We start from the raw sequence: 17,567 nt of genomic DNA, 5'->3' as shown, positions 1-17,567 counted from the left end.
ATATCATACACGCAAGCAAGGGCATAAGCAAGTTGAATTTCTGCTAATAGTTGTAGTGCGTAGTACAAATAGCAGCTAAGTTGCTACCTTGCCTGAAAAGAGGGATAAGCTAATAGCGTTTGCTTAGCACTTTGTCAATAAAGTGCAATTAATAAGCCAGCTTACCAAGCTCGTCCGCAAGCGTTTTGCAGGTCCTTAACTACCTGATGAGCGTAAGCAGTATCAGGGCATATTTGCTGGGTATAATTATACTTTTTTGCGGGTTATGGATAAAGCTCTAAGTGTAATGCATTTTGTTTTATAGGATGCTATTTATCAGTAGTTTATATCGAATAGGCTAAAGATATTATGTCGGTTAAATGCTTTTGGTTTGAAGCATGTCAAACATTTTTTTAATTCAAACTTTGTTATTTGCATTCTGATTTGTCAGGCAGTACGGTCATGCTAATCACTTTGCCCGTCTGCTTGCCTGATAAAAGCTAAAATTGCTTCGCTAAGCTGGTGGGCAGCTTACCTGAATGAAAAGGCCTATTTGTTGGGTCTGCGAGCTATATCTTTCACTACTAAGGGCTGGTAATTCCTGCCCAATGCAGTTGGCCGTTAAGCTGGCCGGTTGCCAACGCTTTTGGCAGAAGAAAAGGATGAATAAGCCCCTTTTATCAAATGTAAACGTAGATTCTTTGCTCGCTTAACAAGCATTTGCCTTGGCCTGAGATGGGCCGAAGCCCATTATTATTGCTATAGTTGGTGGTGCCTTCGGCAGTCAGTTAGAGAAAATAGGCCGCGTTTGGCTTTCAGCTTTAGACCTTCGTTCCGTACCTTCGCGGCATGAAAAGCTTGCGCACCTACTCCCTGCTGCTGGCCGCCAGCGCGGCCCTGTTTCTGACCGCTGCCTGCTCCACGGCCCCGACGCGGAGAAAGACCCCAGCGCCGACGCCGCTTATAAGCGGGCTCACCGTACCGAAGGCTACCGCGAGGCGCAGCGCAGCAACGTCAGCTACTAAGCACTTCTTAGGCTCCGGCTTTACAGCCGGGCTATACAGGCAAAAGCCCCGGCTACGCACGCTGCGTAGCCGGGGCTTTTGCATAAGCGGATGCGAGCCTAAGCTCCAGCCAGCGCGGGCTGCGCAAAGGCCGGCAGAGGCAACGAGGCTACGAGTTGCTGCTCCAGCAGGTCGGCCCAGGTGCGCAGGTAGAGTACTACGTCCTCGCGCTGGTTGTGGCGCAGGGTATCGCGCCGCTCAAATGGAATAGCCCGGCGCACGGCCGGGTCGCCGAGCTTTTCGAGGTGCGTAAGGTCCTGGCGCGAAAATCCCAGGGCCAGCATCTCATCAACAGTCTGGTCGAAGGGCAGGCCGCTGGTGGGGCAGTAGTCCACGAGTTGGCGCTCCCAGTCGCCGTAGCGCTGCAGGGCCTGAGTATGGATTTCAGCTTTGGTAAGGCGGGTAATAGTCTGGGCCAGGTGGCCGCAGTTGCAGCTGCCCATGTGGCCCCATTGATAAGGGGCTTCGGTGGCCAGGCGGCGGGCGGTATCGCGCAGGGCCTGAATGAGCGGAAGGGAAACGCGGGAAGTCATGCCGGTGAGCTAGGAAAACAGCGTTGAGATAATGACCAGAAACTGACGAAAGAAGTCGGCTCGCCCCGGTTTTGTTTCCTTTTCTCACAAAAAATCCGGTAGTTACCCTCCTAAAGGAAGGCAACTACCGGAAATATTAACTGTTTGCTATATGATGAGCGGTAAACAGCTGGCAAAGCCAGTAAGTGGCTACTGCGGGCGACGACCGCCCTCGCCGCTGCGGCCCGCCTGGAAAGGCCGGCTGGAGCGCTGCCCGCCCCCGGCGGCCGACGACGAGCGTCCGCCGCCGGCGCGCTCGCTGCTACCCGCCTGCGGACGGCCGCTGCTGCGGTGTTCACCGCGCCCGTTGCCCGAGCCAGCACCAGCGGCGCGTGGAGCTCCGCCCCGGCCCTGGCCGCTGCCGCCGCGCCCATCACGGGGCGGCCGGCCGGCCGGGCCTTTCGGCCGGATAATACGCTCATTGCCGGTCAGCGAAACCGGGGCTACGCTGTTGGTAGTGTAGGGATGCTCTTTATCCACATCAAGCTGCTTGCGAATCAGCTTCTGAATGTCCTGTAAATAAGCACGTTCCTCTTCTTCAACAAATGTAAACGCCGTGCCGAACGCCCCCGCCCGGCCAGTGCGGCCGATGCGGTGCACGTAGGTTTCGGGCTCGTTGGGCACTTCGTAGTTGATAACGTGGGTTAGCTCATCCACGTCGATACCGCGGGCGGCAATGTCGGTAGCTACCAGCACGCGGGTGGTACCCGCCTTGAAGTTGCTGAGGGCACGCTGGCGATGGTTCTGGCTTTTATTGCCGTGGATGGCCTCAGCGGTAATCTGGGCCTTTTCCAGCGTTTCGGTTACCTTGTTGGCGCCGTGCTTGGTGCGGGTAAACACGAGCACGCGCTTAATGGCGGGGTCTTTCAGGACGTGACGAAGCAAAGCCGGCTTGTCGTTTTTGTCAACCAGAAACACCGACTGGGTTACCGTGTCGGCTGTGCTCGATACGGGCGTTACGGCTACCTGCACGGGGTTGGGCCGCAGGATGGTGGCCGAAAGCTCCTTGATAACGTTCGGCATGGTAGCCGAGAAGAACAGGCTTTGGCGGCCGGTCGGCAGCTTAGGCAGAATGCGCTTGATGTCGTTAATGAAGCCCATATCGAGCATCCGGTCGGCCTCATCGAGCACAAATACTTCTACGTGCTGCAAGTTGACGTAGCCCTGGTTCATCAGGTCGAGCAGGCGGCCGGGCGTAGCTACGAGTATCTCGATGCCGCGCTGTAAGGCCTGCACCTGCGGGTTTTGGCCCACGCCGCCAAAAATGACCGTCGAGCGCAGCTGCGGCAAGTGGCGGCCATACGCCTTAAAGCTCTCGCCAATCTGGATGGCCAGCTCACGGGTGGGTGTCAGCACGAGGCAGCGAATGCGGCCTTTGGGGCCCTGGGCTGCTTTCTGGGTTTGGGAAGTCTGGTGCAGAATCTGCAGAATCGGCACCGAGAAGGCCGCCGTTTTGCCCGTGCCGGTCTGGGCCACGCCGAGCAGGTCGTGCCCTTCGAGCACCTGCGGAATGGCTTGCTGCTGAATGGGCGTAGGGGTGGTGTAGCCTTCCTCGCTCAGGGCGCGCAGGATAGGCTCAATCAGGTTGAGGTCGTTAAAGGTCATGGGGGTGTGGGAGCCACCCGCCCGGTGGGGTGGTGGCCGGGGCGGAGGCCATCGGCTGCCCTCGCAAATACAGGAAAATTAAGAAGGGATAAGCCCGCGCCTCACGCACAAATCACGACGCGGCGGGCCAGCGGCCGTATACTTACGGCGGGCAGCCGGCTCCGATTGCCGGGCTGCCTTCGGCGGCAAAGGTACCGCTTAAATTCCTAACCCATGCAGATAGTTCACCGCCAACGCGCCTACGACGGCCATTTTAAGCTCAATAAGCTCACCCTCAAAACACCGCAAGGGGAAGAATTGCCCCGCGAGCAGTTTGCCCCCGGCCATGCCGTGGCGGCCCTGGTCTTCGATACCCTGGCGGGCAACTACCTGTTGACCAGACAATTTAGAATAGGGCCGGAGCACGAATTGCTGGAAATTGCGGCCGGTATGATTGACAAGGGCGAAACCCCGAAGCGGCCATTCGCCGCGAAATCCACGAAGAGCTGGGCTACGAAATCGACCAGCTTACCGAAATCGTAACGATGTGGCCCTCGCCGGGCAGCAGCGCCGAAACCATCGGGGTCTATTATGCCGAGGTGAGCCGGCAAACCGGCCCCGGCGGCGGGCTGGCCGAAGAGCACGAGCAAATCGAAATAGTGCACCTCACGCGGGAGGAACTAGCCAGGGAGAAAATCCGGGATGCTAAAACGCTGGTAGCCATGCAGTGGGCGCAGTTGCATAAGGCATAATACCCCGGTTGTCATGGCCGCGCTCCACTGCGTTGCGCTCGCCATGACAACCGGGGTAGCCCTTACTGCGGCGTGAGCTGGTACTCAAACTGCTGGCGCAGGTGGGTATCCGTAATCACGAGCATGAGCGGGCCAGCAGTGGGGTCGAGCTTAATAAACGGGATAAGCTGCTGGCTCTGATACAGGTCGCGGCCGAAGAAGCGGCCAAAGCCAGGCTTGGGGGTGGCCGCAAAGACCTCCTTGCCATCTTTCGTGCGCGCCGAAAGCGTGAGCAGCGACGGGTCGGCAAACTTGGCACCCTGGCGGCGGATGTTGAGCACCAGGGCCCCGCCGGCGGGCAGCAGCTTCAGCCGGCGCTGATAGGTAGAGTCGGCCCAGTCATGAATCTTACGCAGCTCGTTAATTTCGGCCAGCATTTCCTCCGGCGAGCGGTAGCAGACGTGGGTATAAGTGCCGGTTACGTCGGCATCTTCATCGGTATTCTTGGTTATATTCGCTACTACCGGGCACTCCGGATTCTTTTGGGCAAACAGGTAGCGCTTACGGGCCGGGCCATTGGGCGTCTGGGCCTGAGCGGCCGTAGCGCCGGCTACCAGCAGCAGTAGCAGGCTAGTCCGTAGCGTGGTAGAATATTGCATTTTACAAAGAAAATAAATAAGGCTTCGTTGGATGGAAATAAATCCGCTACAAAGAACGGCAGGCCGCGCCAAATGCTTCGTTTTATTCGACAAACTGCCCTGGCGCTCCGTTGCTTTATGAAAATGTAATGCGGGCGTAACGCCTGCTTTATCTAGCGGCGCGAGCTTTGGGGCATGCTAAATCCCGCTCAATCAACCCGCTTTTTATTGGACTGGCGGCCCACGCGCGGCTACCTCCCGTGGCTGCTGGCCCTGGCGTGGTGGCAGGTGCTGGGGCGCCCCTTGCGCCGCAGCCTGCGCTCGGCGCTGGGCAGTGCCGCGCCGCATTGGCCGGCAGACGGGCCCCCACTAAACCCCGCCGGCCCCGGACCAGCCCGTGCCCAAGCCAGCCCCGGCTACCTTATTCCTCGGCCGCATGAGCACGCCAACCGGGCCACTGCCAGAGGCCGGCCGCCGCAAAAAGCGCCGCCTCGCCGTGGCGGTAGTCAGCGACGTGCACCTGGGCACCTACGGCTGCCATGCCGCCGAGCTGCTGCGCTATCTGAAGAGTATTCGGCCGCAGGTGCTGGTCCTTAATGGCGATATTGTTGATATCTGGCAGTTTTCGAAAAACTACTGGCCGGCTTCGCACATGCGAGTGGTGCGCTATCTGGCCGGGCTGGCCGCCAAAGGTACCCGCATCTGCTACCTCACCGGCAACCACGACGAGCTGCTGCGCAAGTTTGCAGGCCTCAAGCTTGGGCATTTTCAGCTCGATAATAAGCTGGTGCTCGACCTGCCTCACGGTCGTACCTGGCTTTTTCACGGCGATGTGTTTGACGTAAGCATGCGGCACGCGCGCTGGCTGGCCAAGCTAGGTGGCAAGGGCTACGACCTGCTTATCTTGCTTAACAGACTGGTAAACTTTGGGTTGCATAAGCTGGGTCAGCCCAGGGTAGCTTTGTCGAAAGCCGTGAAAGACCGGGTGAAAAGTGCCGTGAGCCTGGTTAGCGACTTCGAGCAGACGGCCGCCGGCATTGCCGCCGACAATGGCTACCGCTACGTGGCCTGCGGTCACATTCACCAGCCCGAAATCCGTACCCTGACCACGCCGCAGGGAGCGGTTACGTATCTGAATTCGGGCGATTGGGTGGAAAATCTCACTGCCCTCGAATACACCGCCGATACGGGCTGGACCCTCTACCGCTACGCCGAAGACCCGCGCATGCAACCCCCCGCCGATACCGCCGAGCCGCCCGAAGCTACCGACCTCGCCGCCGACGCCGCGCCCGCCGCGTTGCTAGCCGGCTTGCTGGCCGAGTTTAAGTTGAAATAAGCCCCGCTGCGTACAGCAGCTAGAAGTGGGGCTAATTCGCTGTATAATATAGAATAAAATGCATATTCTTTATGCCATTCAGGGCACTGGCAATGGCCACTTGATGCGGGCCCTCGACGTAGTGCCCCTGCTCCGGCAGCAAGTGGAGGCGCTGGGCGGACGGCTCGACGTGCTGGTGAGCGGTCCGCCCGCCGATTTGCCGCTGCCCTTTACGGTGCAGTACCGGGTAGATGGTATGGGTTTTTTATTTGGCAAGAAGGGCGGTATCAACTTTGTGAAGACCTTTCGGCAATTCAACTCGGCCGGTTTCATGCACGATATCCGGAAGTTGCCGGTAGAGCGCTACGATTTGGTAATCAACGACTTTGAGCCGGTGTCGGCCTGGGCCTGCCGGCTGCGCCACCACCCGTGCGTAGCCCTGAGCCACCAGAGCGCCGTGCTGCACCCCACCGCGCCCCGCCCCACGCAGGAAGACCCCGCCGGCCGCGCCGTGCTGCGCTACTACGCACCGAGCACGGCGCAGTATGGCTTTCACTTTCAGGAATATGCGCCGGGTATCAGCACACCCGTTATTCGGCGGCAGGTGCGCGAGCTGACGCCCACCGACGAGGGCCACTATACGGTGTACCTGCCGGCTTTCGACGAACAAACTCTGGTTGAGCGCCTGCGCTACCTCAGCCGCTCGGTGCAGTGGGAGGTGTTTTCGAAGCACAGCCAGCAGCCCGCCGACTACGGCAACGTGCGGGTGTGGCCCGTAAGCGGCGGCGACTTTCTGCAAAGCCTGGCCCGGGCCCACGGCGTGCTCTGCGGCGCGGGCTTCGAAACGCCCGCTGAGGCGCTGTTTTTAGGTAAAAAGCTGCTGGTAGTGCCCATGAAGCAGCAGTATGAGCAGCAGTGCAATGCCGCCGCGCTCGATAAAATGGGCGTGCCCGTGGTGCGCGGCCTCAAAGACAAGCACCTCGACCGCATCGACGACTGGCTGCACCGGGGGCAGCCGGTTCGCGTGCAGTATCCCGACCAGACCGGCGCCGTGCTGGCCCGCCTACTGGCCGAGCAGCTGGGCGTGGGGCCGCCCGCCCTGGCCCGGGCGTTGTAGCCCCTGCCCAGAAATAGCCCGCCGGGGCAAAGCCGCCAATTAGCACGCTTACTGTCTAGTGACCACCACTCGCTGCGCACTATTAACCGCCTTCCCGTAGCTCCGCTTGATGCCCAACGACCTTCTTCTTGCCAGCAGGCCCCCGCTGGAATTGCCAGATGCCTTTTTCCCGGCCACCACTCCCGGCAGCTATTCGCGCACCGACTTCGGACCCGATTTTCACTGGGGGCGGCCTGCGCGGCCTACCAGGTAGAGGGCGCCTGGCAGCAGCAGGGCAAAGGCCCGAGCATCTGGGATGAGTTTACGCGCCGGCCGGGTGCTATTCAGCGCGGTGAGCATGCCCGCGTCAGCACCGACTTCTTTACGCGCTACGAGCACGATTTAAACCTGGCGCAGGGCTTGGGCTTAACCGATTTTCGCTTCTCGGCGGCGTGGTCGCGGGTGCTGCCGGAGGGCACCGGGGCAGTCAGCAGGCGCGGACTCGATTTTTACGACCGCCTCGTGGATGCCTGCCTGGAACGCGACCTGCGCCCCTGGCTGACGGTGTATCACTGGGATTTGCCGTTGGCTTTGCAGCAGCGCGGCGGCTGGGCCAACCGTGCCGTAGTGGGCTGGCTGGCCGATTACGCCCAGGTGCTGGCCCGCCGCCTCGGCGACCGTGTACAGCACTGGATGGTGCTCAACGAGCCGATGGTATTTGTGGGGGCGGGGCATCTGCTGGGCATTCACGCGCCGGGCCGACGCAGTCTGCCCGCCTTTCTGGCGGCGGCCCACCACGCTACGCTGGCCCAGGCTGAGGGCGGCCGGGCGCTGCGGGCGGCGCTGCCCGCTACCGCCCGCATCGGCACTACGTTTTCGTGTTCTTATCTTACGCCGGCCCGGCCGGGCCACGGCCCCAGCGAGGCGGCCACGCGCCGCGCCGATGCGCTGCTCAATCGCTTTTTTGTGGAGCCTACGCTCGGCCTGGGCTACCCAACGGCCGAGCTGCCTGCCCTGGGGTGGCTGCTGCGCCGCTACCAGCGCCCCGGCGACGAGCAGCGGATGCAGTTCGACTTCGATTTCTGGGGTATTCAGAACTATACCCGCGAGGTGGTGCGCCGCGCGCCCTGGCTGCCGCTGCTGGGCGCGGCCCTCGTGCCGGCTGCCCAGCGTGGCGTGCCCACCACCGAAATGGGCTGGGAGGTGTACCCAGAGTCGGTTTACCAGATGCTCAGGCAGTACGCCGCCTACTCCGGCGCACCCGAGCTGTTCGTTACGGAGTCGGGAGCGGCCTTTGCCGACCAGCCCCGGGCGGGCCGCGTGCCCGATACCGCTCGTCGGGCCTACCTGCAAGCGGCCATCGGCCAGGTGCTGCGGGCCCGCCGAGACAATATTCAGGTAAACGGCTATTTCCCCTGGAGCTTTACTGACAACTTCGAATGGGCCGAGGGCTACCGGCCGCGCTTTGGGCTGGTACACGTCGATTATGAAACCCAGGAGCGCATTATTAAAGACTCGGGCCACTGGTACGGTGAGTTTTTGGGTGGCGCACCGGTAGAGGTCGGGGCCGGCCGGGCTGGCTTCAGCCAGCAGCAGTAGGCGAAATGACTGTCTGCGACAGGTTATTTTCGGAGCCTTGGGCTAGCGCGTGAGCAGCGTATCGCGGCAGCTCATAAACCGCTCGATGACGCGCTCGGGCTGCTGCTCGTCAAACTCTGCAAAGCCCAGCACGAAAGCCGGGGCAGGCTGCACAAACCGCAGAGCCTCCGTCACGGCTTCGAGGTAAGGCTGAAGGCGCCCAGCGTCGCCTGCTGCGGCCGCAAACCCGGCATCCCAGCGCAACGGAGCCGGGCCCTTGCGCACCAGAAACGGCAGCACAAACGGAATATAGTGGCTGAAAACCGGGTTTTCCTCGCTGGTCAGGCGCGTGTCGGGCCACACGTGAAACGCGCTGAATGAGGCCGGTGGGGCTACCAGAAACCGCGCCTGCTCATCGGTCATGGCCTCAAACAGCGCGGCCCGGTTGGGCTGACTATAGAGCTGCGCATACGCCGCGTACCACACCGTTACGCCGCCGGGGCCGACGAGCTGATAGGGATGAAACGAGCTGCCGATACTTACGCCACCGTGGGCACCAATTACCAGGTCATACAACTGCCCGAACTTTTCGACGTCAGCCGATTGCCGGTAAGGGTTATTGCTGAGGCCGTAGAGGTAGAAGCTGGCAAACTCAGTGAGCGGGGGCACGGCGGCCGGGGCAGTTGCAGGAGCGGGCACGGAAAGGAAAACCGGTTTCGATAGAAGACACTATCCGGCAAATCTCGGCAAGCCCCGCCGAATAAAGGCAAGCAGGGTTTTAGCCGCTTAGTTGTGTGCTGGGAACCAGGTTATTATGAATGCCTGAAAACAAGTAAGGTGGCGCCGACCCAAGCAGTTTCGAACTGCTAATGCGGACTAAAACGCACCAATGCCAAAATCATGTACCCGTAAAACTCAACTAAAACCCGACCTTCGCGCGTTCATTCACCAGCCGCTCACTGGTGGCATTCCCTCGTATGGTACTCAGTAACGACCTTCTTATTTCGCGCGGCGAAGTACTTCAGCAACTTGAAGGCTATCTGAAAGAGAATATTTATACCTTTCTTAAGAAGGTAGAGGATAGCTGGCAACCCGCTGATTACTTGCCCGATTCGCGCCGCGACACTTTCTTCGACGAAGTAAAGGAACTGCGTGAGCGGGCTTCTACCCTCAGCTACGACCTGCTGGCCGTGCTCATCGGCGACACCATCACCGAAGAGGCGCTGCCCAACTACGAGGCTTGGTTTCACGAGCTCGACGACCTCAACCGCGACCGCGACAACGGCTGGGCGCAGTGGATTCGGGGCTGGACGGCCGAGGAAAACCGCCACGGCGACCTGCTCAACCGCTATCTCTACCTCTGCGGCCGCGTAAACATGCGCGAGTTTGAAGTCAGCACGCAGTACCTTATCAACGACGGCTTCGACCTGGGCACGGCCAACGACCCGTACCGGGCCTTTGTGTACACGAGCTACCAGGAGATGGCTACTAACATCTCGCACCGCCGCGTGGGCCAGCTGGCCCGCACTGCCGGCGACGACCAGCTCTCGAAAATCTGCGGCATGATTGCCGGCGACGAAAACCGCCACGCCCGCGCCTACAAGACCTTCGTGGAAAAGATTTTCGAGCTGGACCCCAGTGAAATGATGCTGGCCTTTGAAGACATGATGCGCAAGAAAATAGTGATGCCGGCGCACTACATGCGCGAGCTGGGCGTGGATATGGGCAAAACCTTCGGGCACTTCACCGATGCCGCCCAGCGCCTCGGGGTGTACACCAGCAGCGACTACACCGATATCCTGGATACGCTCATCACGGACTGGAAAATTGCGGACCATACCGGCCTGACGCCCGCCGCCGAGAAGGCCCGCGACTACGTAATGGCCCTGCCCAACCGCCTGCGCCGCGTCAGCGACCGCATGCCGGTGCCCAAGCTCGAATACAAGTTTAAGTGGATAAGCTAGCGGCCCGGCCGCGCTGAAACCGAAAAAAGCTCCGGCTGCCCTGCGCAGCCGGAGCTTTTTCATGCGCCCTAACTATTGGGCGGGGCCCTGGTTATGAGCGGGTACTTACAACTTGTATTCTCCTTTTCCAATGGCAAAGCAAACGCAAGCCGCTTACTACACCGAGTTTGGCGGCATCGATAAAATTCAGGTTGGTCCGCTCAATTTGCCCGAAGTGGGCGAGGGCGACGTGCTGCTGCGCGTAAAAGCCGCCGGTATTAACCCCGTCGATTACATCGTACGGGAAGGGTATTTTCAGCAGGTAGTGCCCAATGCTTTCCCGGCCGTGCCAGGCTGGGACGTGGCCGGGGTAGTTGAAAAGCGCGGCCACGGAGCTTCCCGCTTCGCTGACGGTGCCGAGGTGTATGGCTACGTGCGCCGCCCCGTAGTACAGCACGGTACTTTTGCCGAATACATAGTAATTCCTGAATGCTATCTGGCGCCGCGCCCGGCTACCCTTAGCTGGGAAGAAGCCGGCGGCCTGCCACTGGCGGGGCTCACGGCCTATCAGTCGGTTTTCACGGCCGGTAAGCTGAAAAGCGGCGAAACCGTGCTGATTCTGGGGGCGTCGGGCGGAGTTGGCAGCGTAGCTATTCAGCTGGCCAAAAGCGTAGGGGCCACTGTGATAGCCGTGGCCAGCGCCCAAAATGCCGACTATATGAGTAAGCTCGGAGCTGATTTTGCCATTGACTACGCGGCCGGCCCGGTAGCCGAATCGGTAAAGAAAATAGCCCCGGAAGGCGTTGACCTACTGTTTGATGCCATCAGCGGCGATACGCTTGCGCAGAGCCTGGCGGCCCTGAAGCCGGCCGGCCGGCTTATCTCGGTGCTCAACGATGGCAAAGGGCTGAGCTTGCCCCCGGCGTCTATTTCACGCACGTAATGGCCCAGCCCAGCGTGCCCGACCTCAACCACCTGCGCGAGCTGGCCGATGCCGGTAAGCTGCACCTGCCCATCGCGGCTACCTTCCCGCTGGCTGAGGTGAAAAAGGCCTTCGAGCAGATTGAATCGAAACATACCACCGGCAAAGTGGTGATAATTCCTTAAAAAGCAAACGCTAACGAAGCTGTTTAGGGAGTAGTAAAAAGCGTGATGCCTCGACAGGCAGCTGCTTGTCGAGGCATCACGCTTTTTACTACTCCTCAATCTTCACGCCCTTCCAGAACGCTACCCGGCCCTGAATGTTGGCGGCGGCGGGGCTGGGCTGGGGTAATACCAGGCAGCATCCTTGTTGAGCGCGTCGTTTACGCGCAGCGAGTAGTAGCTGGCGCGGCCTTTCCAGGGCAGGTCGTTTGGGCAATGCTGTCCTCAAAAAACTCTTTTTTGAGCGAGCTTGCGGGGAAATAGTGGTTATTCTCAACCACAACAGTGTCGTCGCTCTCGGCCACGACGGTATTATTCCAGATGGCTTTCATGGGATAATGAACATTGCCCCGCGGGTCGTTGTTTTTGCCACCACTACCGTTACGTAGATTATTATGGCTATTGGGGTTCGCTTTCGTGATTTTGTGCCCGATGAAAACTCGGGCGATAAGGGATTTGAGAAGTTGTTTAAGCTCTTTATGCAGCTCATCACCATCACCAGCGGCGACGTGGGCGAGGCGTTGCAGTGGCTCAATGAGCTCGACAAGCAGTACGGCCTCACCGATAACGACTACGGCATGGGCAACTTCATCGACGACCTCAAGAAAAAGGGCTACATCGATGAGAATGAGCAGGAGCGGGGCGAGTTGAAAATCACGCCCAAAACCGAGCAGAAAATCCGCAAATCGGCGCTGGAGGAGATTTTTGGCAAGCTCAAGAAGAGCAGCACCGGCAACCACCGTACACCCCACACCGGGCAGGGCGACGAGCAAAGTACCGACCTGCGCGAGTTCCGCTTCGGCGATTCGCTGGAGCAGATTCAGATGTCGGAATCCATCCGCAATGCTCAGCTCAACCACGGCATGGACGGCGACAACTTTATGCTGACCGAGGGCGACCTCGAAGTGCGCGAAAATGAGCATAAGTCGCAGACCAGCACCGTGCTGATGATTGACATCTCGCATTCGATGATACTCTACGGCGAGGACCGCATCACACCCGCCAAAAAGGTGGCGATGGCCCTGGCCGAGCTGGTAAAGCAGAAATACCCCAAGGACACGCTCGACGTGATTGTATTCGGCAACGACGCCTGGCAAATTGAGGTCAAGGACCTGCCTTATTTGCAGGTCGGCCCCTACCACACCAACACCGTGGCCGGCCTGGAGCTGGCGATGGACTTGCTGCGCAAGCGTAAAACGCCCAACAAGCAGATTTTCATGATTACCGACGGCAAGCCAACCTGCCTCAAGGAAGGCAATGGCTACTACAAAAACTCGTTCGGCCTCGACCGCAAGGTGGTAAATAAAACGCTGAACCTGGCTGCCGCCGCCCGCCGCATCAAGATTCCAATTACCACCTTCATGATTACCTCTGACCCGTACTTGCAGAAGTTCGTGGAGGAGTTTACGGAGGTGAACCAGGGCAAGGCGTATTACTCGGGCCTGAAAGGGCTGGGCCACCTGGTGTTTGAAGACTATAAAAAGAACCGGCGCAAGTCGCTGTAGTTACTTCTGGACAAGCCAACCGGCTGCGGGCAAAACTGCTAAGCCCCTCCGATGCCCAGCTCCGGAAACAGGCGCTCAGCGCTGCGCTAGGGCGCCATCCTCAGGTGTGGCGTTTTTGATTTTCGGTACCGTTTGCAGATACGCCCAAATGGCGTGGTCTTCCTCGTCGGTCATGGCGGTGAACTTGGGCATCGGCTCGTATAGCGGGCCGTGGGGCGACATACCACATCGAATAGCTCGACTGAACTGGGCCTCCGACCAGTCGCCCAGGCCGGTTTGGGGGTCCATAGTCAGGTTGCGGCTCACGCGCAGCTCCAGCTTGTCGCCCAGCATCGGGTTACCCCCGCCGAGGTAGTTCTGCGACTGCCCAGGGTGGGTTTGGTTGAGGGTGCTGAAGCTGCGGGAGTGGCAGTAGTAGCACTGGTAGCGGGCCACCACCAGGTAATGACCCAGGGCTACGGGATTGCTGGCCGACGGCGCTTCGGCAAGGTGCGCAAGCAGGGGCGTAGGCTTCATTACCGTGTTCGTGAGTGCCTTGGCCCAGAAAAGACACCTGTTGCGGGCCGTGGGCCGAAGGCATGGCACGCACTAAGGCATCGCCAGAGCGCAGAAATGCCACAAGGCTTGCTGCATCTTCCTCGCTGAGGTAGGCGAAATGCGGCATGACCAAGCGCATCCGGCCGTCGGCGCCAATACCGGTGCGAAGCAGGCCTACCAGCTGGGCGTCCGTCCATTTGCCAACCCCATAAACAGGGTCTTGGGTAATGTTTGCCGAGTGCAGCCGGCCCAAATCAGAGCCTACCTCGGGCAGGGCGCGGCCGCTGAGCGTGTTGGTCGCGGGGTCGCGGTGGCAGTGCACGCACATCATGGCGGCCAGCTGCTCACCGTGGGCAAGCCGGTCTGGGGTACTGGGCAGCACCTTGCCTACCGCTGGCGCCGGATACGTAGGCACTCCGCGGGCGTCAACATAGGCAGCAAAGCCGGCTACTGCCAGCACCAGCAGCCCGGCAAACAAACTCAGCCAGCGTCCTATTTTTTTCATAGTAATGAGGAAGCTAAGCGCAGCTTTCCGGTCCGGGAACAGCTTGGCTGGGGCGGGCTGCCGGCTACTGGCCGGCAGCCCGCTCGTCGCAAGAACGAGTGGCGCCAACGAAGAGCGGCCGACAGCCGGCAACTCACGCGGTACGCGGATTAAGCAACTGTGCTAATGCCTGTTTATAAAAGTGTAAATCGAGCCGGCAAGTACTACATGCCGGGCTTAAAATTCAATAGCACTTTCGTACTACAGCCCACCATGTCCTCCCGGCAATCAGCTTCTCAGAAAAGCCACCGACGCCTTTGGCTGAACCTCAACTACGGTTTCGGAGTTAACAAGCTGGAAGCTCCCTTCCGCCAATTCTTCTTTATGCAGCACGAAACTATCCGCACCCTGGGCCAGCTCCGCGCCAGTGGCTATCAGCCCCGCACCGTGAAACAAGAGCTGCGGGACAACCTCATCTCTAAACTTAAAAACAAGGAAGACGTGTTTCCCGGCATCTTCGGCTACGAAGAAACCGTGATTCCGGAGTTGCAGCGCGCTATTCTGGCCGGGCACCACATCAACCTGCTGGGTTTGCGCGGCCAGGCCAAAACCCGCATCGCGCGCCTGCTCATCAACCTGCTCGATGAGTATATTCCCGTTGTGGAAGGCTCGGAGCTGAACGACGACCCGTTGCAGCCGCTGTCGGTATTTGCCAAAAACCTCATTGCCGAAAAAGGCGACGAAACGCCGGTAAGCTGGATGGCCCGCGCCGACCGCTACACCGAGAAGCTGGCCACGCCCGACGTGACGGTGGCCGACCTCATCGGCGACGCCGACCCCATCAAGGCCGCCACGCTCAAGCTGCCGTATAGCGACGAGCGCGTAATTCACTTCGGCCTGATTCCGCGCGCGCACCGGGGTATTTTCGTAATTAACGAATTACCCGACCTGCAGGCTCGTATTCAGGTTTCGCTATTTAACATCCTGCAGGAAGGCGACATCCAGATTCGTGGCTTCAAGGTGCGCCTGCCGCTTGATATCCAGTTCGTGTTCACGGCCAACCCCGAGGACTATACCAACCGGGGCAGCATCGTAACGCCGCTCAAGGACCGTATCGATGCCCAGATTATCACGCACTATCCCAAGTCGATTGAAATCGGCAAGCGCATCACCAAGCAGGAAGCGCGCATCAAGGAGGAGCAGCGCGGCATGGTGACCACCAACGAAATTACCCACGACCTCGTGGAGCAGGTGGCCATCGAGGCGCGCGGCTCCGAGTTTGTCGATGCCAAGTCGGGCGTATCGGCCCGCCTCACCATCTCGGCCTACGAGCAGGTGATTGCCGGGGCCGAGCGCCGGGCGCTCATCAACGGCGAGAAAACGACCTACGTGCGCGTGGCCGACTTTATCTCGGCCGTGCCCGCCATCACGGGTAAGGTCGAGCTGGTGTACGAGGGCGAGCAGGAGGGCGCGGGCATCGTGGCCGAGAAGCTGATGGGCAAGGCCATCCGCACGCTCTTCCTGAACTATTTCCCCGACCCCGACAAGGCCAAGAAGCTCAAAAATCGCCCCTCGCCCTACAAAACGGTGCAGGAGTGGTTTGGCAACGGCAACACGCTCGATATCCTCAGCGATGCCAGCACCGCCGACTACCGCGCCGCCCTCGACAAAGTGCCCGGTCTGCGCGCCATCGTGACCGAGCTGCACCCCAAGGACGACGCCGAAACCACGTACTTCCTCATGGAATTCCTGCTGCACGGGCTGGCCGAGCATTCGCTCATCTCACGCAACAAGCTCACGGCCGGCGCGCAGTTCAAGGACTTACTTTCCTCTATGTTCACCATGCCCAGCTTTGGCGATGATGACGACGAGGAAGAGGAAAAGCCGCGCCGCCGCCGGTAGCAAGGTAGCGTGGACTCTGCGAGTCCGCGCCTGAGCAGTAAAAAGCCCCGCATACCAGCTGGTACGCGGGGCTTTCTTTGTTTATCATTTTACCTGCTAGTGCTGTGTCAGCCAAGTTTCTTACCTAATCGTTCTGGTGGGCGCCTCACGAGACCCCTTTGGGGCCGGCCTCCTCTCCGAAAAGGAGAGGGGGAGCCAGTCGATTCTTTAGGTAATTAATTTCCCTGACACAGCACTAGCGCCTTTCTTCAACCGACAGTACATTTGGACTCTATGCGCACTTATTTTATGCTGGCTTTTCTGCTTTTGGTGCTTACAGCTTTTATGCCACTAGCCCCTACTTCGAGGGGGCCGCTCCGTGTTGTGAGTGTGTCGCAGACACTGGCGAAGATGACAGACAACTCAGCTTATTTTGAAGCGCTGGTTGCCACTAAACTTGAGTCTATGCTTGATGGACCTGGTGGAAAACCTTATCCAAACATTTCTGTGTTTGCGCCCACTAATGAGGCTGTTAAACGACTGAAAACCGGGGGGATGGCCTATTTGTTTGCCAAAGGCCAAGAGCGAAAGTTAAGTTCTGTACTGTCATTTTCTATGGTTTCGGGTGCCACCCAGCAGCTTGCCCTGAGCGACGGACAAGTACTGCATACTACCCATGGGGGCATGAATCTGCACGTTGTGCAGCGAGGCGGCCGTACATGGCTAACAGGCGGTACTGCCGAACCCCTGGAGCTGAAAGTGAAGCCGATTGTGTGCGATAATGGCTCTATTTATGTTATTGATGAAGTCTTGCTGCCGTTAGCTCGGTTTGCTGAAGCACCTGTTAAGTAAACTTTGACTACCAGGCAGTCGCATTGCTTTGCTAAGCACAAAAATTCCCGCCATACTATATAATGTGGCGGGAATTTTTGTAGTTAGAAGTAGGCCTTATGCTGCGTCGTCCTTCACCACGATTTTATCAATTGTATCATTGGGCTTAATCTGGTCAATAACATCCAGGCCCTCCACTACTTTGCCAAACACGGTGTGCACGCGGTCGAGGTGGGCGGTATTGTCGCGCGAGTGGGCGATAAAGAATTGCGAGCCGCCGGTGTTTTTGCCGGCGTGGGCCATGCTGAGGGCACCGCGCTCGTGGTACTGGTGGCCGCCGCTGGTTTCGCAGTCGATTTTATAGCCGGGGCCGCCGGTGCCGGGCGCGCCTTTGGCGCCGGGCTTGGTATTGGGGTCGCCGCCCTGAATCACAAAATTCGGGATAACGCGGTGAAACTTGGTGCCGTCGTAGAAGCCTTTCTTGGCCAGGTCGGTAAAGTTTTTCACGGTGTTGGGCGCGTCCTGCTCGTAGAACTCGACTTTCATAACGCCCTTAGGCGTGTGTATTTCAGCGGTTTTCATCGAAAATAAGCGGGGTAAAGAGTGGGAAATAGCCCGGCTTTTCCAGCCTGGGCCCTGCGAAGGTAAAACAACCAGCCCTGGACAGGGTTTGGCAGAACTGAAGC

The 17,567-nt window shown here is 59.3% G+C and carries 15 protein-coding genes and 3 pseudogenes; 10 read left to right on the top strand and 8 right to left on the bottom strand.

Annotated elements, in window-relative coordinates; all coding sequences use genetic code 11:
- Positions 1-1,102: 1,102 nt before the first annotated feature.
- A complete protein-coding gene (locus GKZ67_RS08715; protein ID WP_173241955.1) occupies positions 1,103-1,576 on the bottom strand; it encodes a hypothetical protein in 474 nt (157 codons plus the stop codon).
- Between the two features lie 189 nt (positions 1,577-1,765).
- Positions 1,766-3,220, bottom strand: a complete 1,455-nt coding sequence (locus GKZ67_RS08710; protein WP_173241954.1) for a DEAD/DEAH box helicase — start codon at positions 3,218-3,220, stop codon at positions 1,766-1,768.
- A gap of 213 nt (positions 3,221-3,433) precedes the next feature.
- Between GKZ67_RS08710 and GKZ67_RS08705 the strand changes: the two genes are divergently transcribed.
- Both GKZ67_RS08705 and GKZ67_RS08700 read left to right on the top strand, forming a co-directional pair.
- Positions 3,434-3,742, top strand: a complete 309-nt coding sequence (locus tag GKZ67_RS08705) for a hypothetical protein (RefSeq protein ID WP_173241953.1) — start codon at positions 3,434-3,436, stop codon at positions 3,740-3,742.
- Positions 3,682-3,951, top strand: coding sequence for an NUDIX hydrolase (locus GKZ67_RS08700; RefSeq protein ID WP_173246617.1), 270 nt, complete (start codon positions 3,682-3,684; stop codon positions 3,949-3,951). The genes GKZ67_RS08705 and GKZ67_RS08700 overlap by 61 nt, the downstream gene beginning before the upstream one ends.
- Positions 3,952-4,013: 62 nt before the next feature.
- On the opposite strand, the gene GKZ67_RS08695 is transcribed toward GKZ67_RS08700, so the two are convergent.
- Complete coding sequence (locus tag GKZ67_RS08695; protein WP_173241952.1) at positions 4,014-4,589, bottom strand: hypothetical protein; 576 nt, start codon at positions 4,587-4,589, stop codon at positions 4,014-4,016.
- A 415-nt stretch (positions 4,590-5,004) separates the two neighbouring features.
- On the opposite strand from GKZ67_RS08695, the gene GKZ67_RS08690 reads away from it, so the two are divergent.
- The 3 genes from GKZ67_RS08690 (at position 5,005) to GKZ67_RS08680 (ending at position 8,578) form a co-directional block, all read left to right on the top strand.
- Positions 5,005-5,904 carry a UDP-2,3-diacylglucosamine diphosphatase gene (locus GKZ67_RS08690; protein ID WP_173241951.1) on the top strand — a complete coding sequence of 300 codons (900 nt, stop codon included), beginning with the start codon at positions 5,005-5,007 and terminating at the stop codon, positions 5,902-5,904.
- A gap of 58 nt (positions 5,905-5,962) precedes the next feature.
- Positions 5,963-7,000: a glycosyltransferase family protein gene (locus GKZ67_RS08685; RefSeq protein ID WP_173241950.1), complete on the top strand. Its 1,038-nt coding sequence runs from the start codon at positions 5,963-5,965 to the stop codon at positions 6,998-7,000.
- A 150-nt stretch (positions 7,001-7,150) separates the two neighbouring features.
- A complete protein-coding gene (locus GKZ67_RS08680; RefSeq protein ID WP_173246614.1) occupies positions 7,151-8,578 on the top strand; it encodes a GH1 family beta-glucosidase in 1,428 nt (475 codons plus the stop codon).
- Between the two features lie 42 nt (positions 8,579-8,620).
- Here GKZ67_RS08680 and GKZ67_RS08675 read toward each other — a convergent pair whose 3' ends face one another.
- On the bottom strand, positions 8,621-9,256 hold the full coding sequence (locus tag GKZ67_RS08675) for a hypothetical protein (RefSeq protein WP_173241949.1): 636 nt from the start codon (positions 9,254-9,256) through the stop codon (positions 8,621-8,623).
- Between the two features lie 278 nt (positions 9,257-9,534).
- Here GKZ67_RS08675 and GKZ67_RS08670 point away from each other — a divergent pair, with 278 nt between their 5' ends.
- Complete coding sequence (locus tag GKZ67_RS08670) at positions 9,535-10,521, top strand: acyl-ACP desaturase (protein WP_173246611.1); 987 nt, start codon at positions 9,535-9,537, stop codon at positions 10,519-10,521.
- Positions 10,522-10,651: 130 nt separating this feature from the next.
- Positions 10,652-11,607: pseudogene (locus tag GKZ67_RS08665) on the top strand (NADP-dependent oxidoreductase).
- Positions 11,608-11,695: 88 nt separating this feature from the next.
- Here the strand turns inward: GKZ67_RS08665 and GKZ67_RS08660 are convergent.
- A pseudogene (locus GKZ67_RS08660) lies at positions 11,696-11,975 on the bottom strand (DUF427 domain-containing protein).
- A gap of 63 nt (positions 11,976-12,038) precedes the next feature.
- On the opposite strand from GKZ67_RS08660, the gene GKZ67_RS08655 reads away from it, so the two are divergent.
- The gene (locus GKZ67_RS08655) at positions 12,039-13,148 is read left to right on the top strand and encodes a vWA domain-containing protein (protein ID WP_173241948.1); all 1,110 of its coding nucleotides are present in this window, start codon (positions 12,039-12,041) and stop codon (positions 13,146-13,148) included.
- Between the two features lie 75 nt (positions 13,149-13,223).
- Here GKZ67_RS08655 and GKZ67_RS23320 read toward each other — a convergent pair whose 3' ends face one another.
- On the bottom strand, positions 13,224-13,664 hold the full coding sequence (locus tag GKZ67_RS23320; protein ID WP_254245162.1) for a hypothetical protein: 441 nt from the start codon (positions 13,662-13,664) through the stop codon (positions 13,224-13,226).
- A gap of 145 nt (positions 13,665-13,809) precedes the next feature.
- Positions 13,810-14,013 (bottom strand): annotated as a pseudogene (locus GKZ67_RS25070) (cytochrome c); the annotation flags it as partial.
- Between the two features lie 540 nt (positions 14,014-14,553).
- Here GKZ67_RS25070 and GKZ67_RS08640 point away from each other — a divergent pair.
- Together GKZ67_RS08640 and GKZ67_RS08635 are read left to right on the top strand one after the other, a co-directional pair.
- On the top strand, positions 14,554-16,071 hold the full coding sequence (locus GKZ67_RS08640; RefSeq protein WP_173241945.1) for a sigma 54-interacting transcriptional regulator: 1,518 nt from the start codon (positions 14,554-14,556) through the stop codon (positions 16,069-16,071).
- A gap of 288 nt (positions 16,072-16,359) precedes the next feature.
- On the top strand, positions 16,360-16,902 hold the full coding sequence (locus GKZ67_RS08635; protein WP_173241944.1) for a fasciclin domain-containing protein: 543 nt from the start codon (positions 16,360-16,362) through the stop codon (positions 16,900-16,902).
- Between the two features lie 96 nt (positions 16,903-16,998).
- Here GKZ67_RS08635 and GKZ67_RS08630 read toward each other — a convergent pair whose 3' ends face one another.
- Positions 16,999-17,463, bottom strand: a complete 465-nt coding sequence (locus GKZ67_RS08630) for a peptidylprolyl isomerase (protein WP_173241943.1) — start codon at positions 17,461-17,463, stop codon at positions 16,999-17,001.
- Between the last annotated feature and the right edge of the window lie 104 nt (positions 17,464-17,567).

This window comes from Hymenobacter sp. BRD67 (genome assembly GCF_013256425.1).
Taxonomy (GTDB): Bacteria; Bacteroidota; Bacteroidia; order Cytophagales; family Hymenobacteraceae; genus Hymenobacter.
The sequence above is the reverse complement of the archived record's forward strand: the minus strand, read 5'-3'. Positions and strand labels throughout refer to the sequence as shown.

Coding starts and splice junctions, on each gene's coding strand:
- GKZ67_RS08655 (WP_173241948.1), top strand. CDS start 12,039: ATGGCTATTGGGGTTCGCTTTCGTGATTTTGTGCCCGATGAAAACTCG.
- GKZ67_RS08640 (WP_173241945.1), top strand. CDS start 14,554: ATGCAGCACGAAACTATCCGCACCCTGGGCCAGCTCCGCGCCAGTGGC.
- GKZ67_RS08635 (WP_173241944.1), top strand. CDS start 16,360: ATGCTGGCTTTTCTGCTTTTGGTGCTTACAGCTTTTATGCCACTAGCC.
- GKZ67_RS08710 (WP_173241954.1), bottom strand. CDS start 3,220: ATGACCTTTAACGACCTCAACCTGATTGAGCCTATCCTGCGCGCCCTG.
- GKZ67_RS08695 (WP_173241952.1), bottom strand. CDS start 4,589: ATGCAATATTCTACCACGCTACGGACTAGCCTGCTACTGCTGCTGGTA.
- GKZ67_RS23320 (WP_254245162.1), bottom strand. CDS start 13,664: ATGAAGCCTACGCCCCTGCTTGCGCACCTTGCCGAAGCGCCGTCGGCC.
- GKZ67_RS08690 (WP_173241951.1), top strand. CDS start 5,005: ATGAGCACGCCAACCGGGCCACTGCCAGAGGCCGGCCGCCGCAAAAAG.
- GKZ67_RS08630 (WP_173241943.1), bottom strand. CDS start 17,463: ATGAAAACCGCTGAAATACACACGCCTAAGGGCGTTATGAAAGTCGAG.
- GKZ67_RS08715 (WP_173241955.1), bottom strand. CDS start 1,576: ATGACTTCCCGCGTTTCCCTTCCGCTCATTCAGGCCCTGCGCGATACC.
- GKZ67_RS08685 (WP_173241950.1), top strand. CDS start 5,963: ATGCATATTCTTTATGCCATTCAGGGCACTGGCAATGGCCACTTGATG.
- GKZ67_RS08670 (WP_173246611.1), top strand. CDS start 9,535: ATGGTACTCAGTAACGACCTTCTTATTTCGCGCGGCGAAGTACTTCAG.
- GKZ67_RS08705 (WP_173241953.1), top strand. CDS start 3,434: ATGCAGATAGTTCACCGCCAACGCGCCTACGACGGCCATTTTAAGCTC.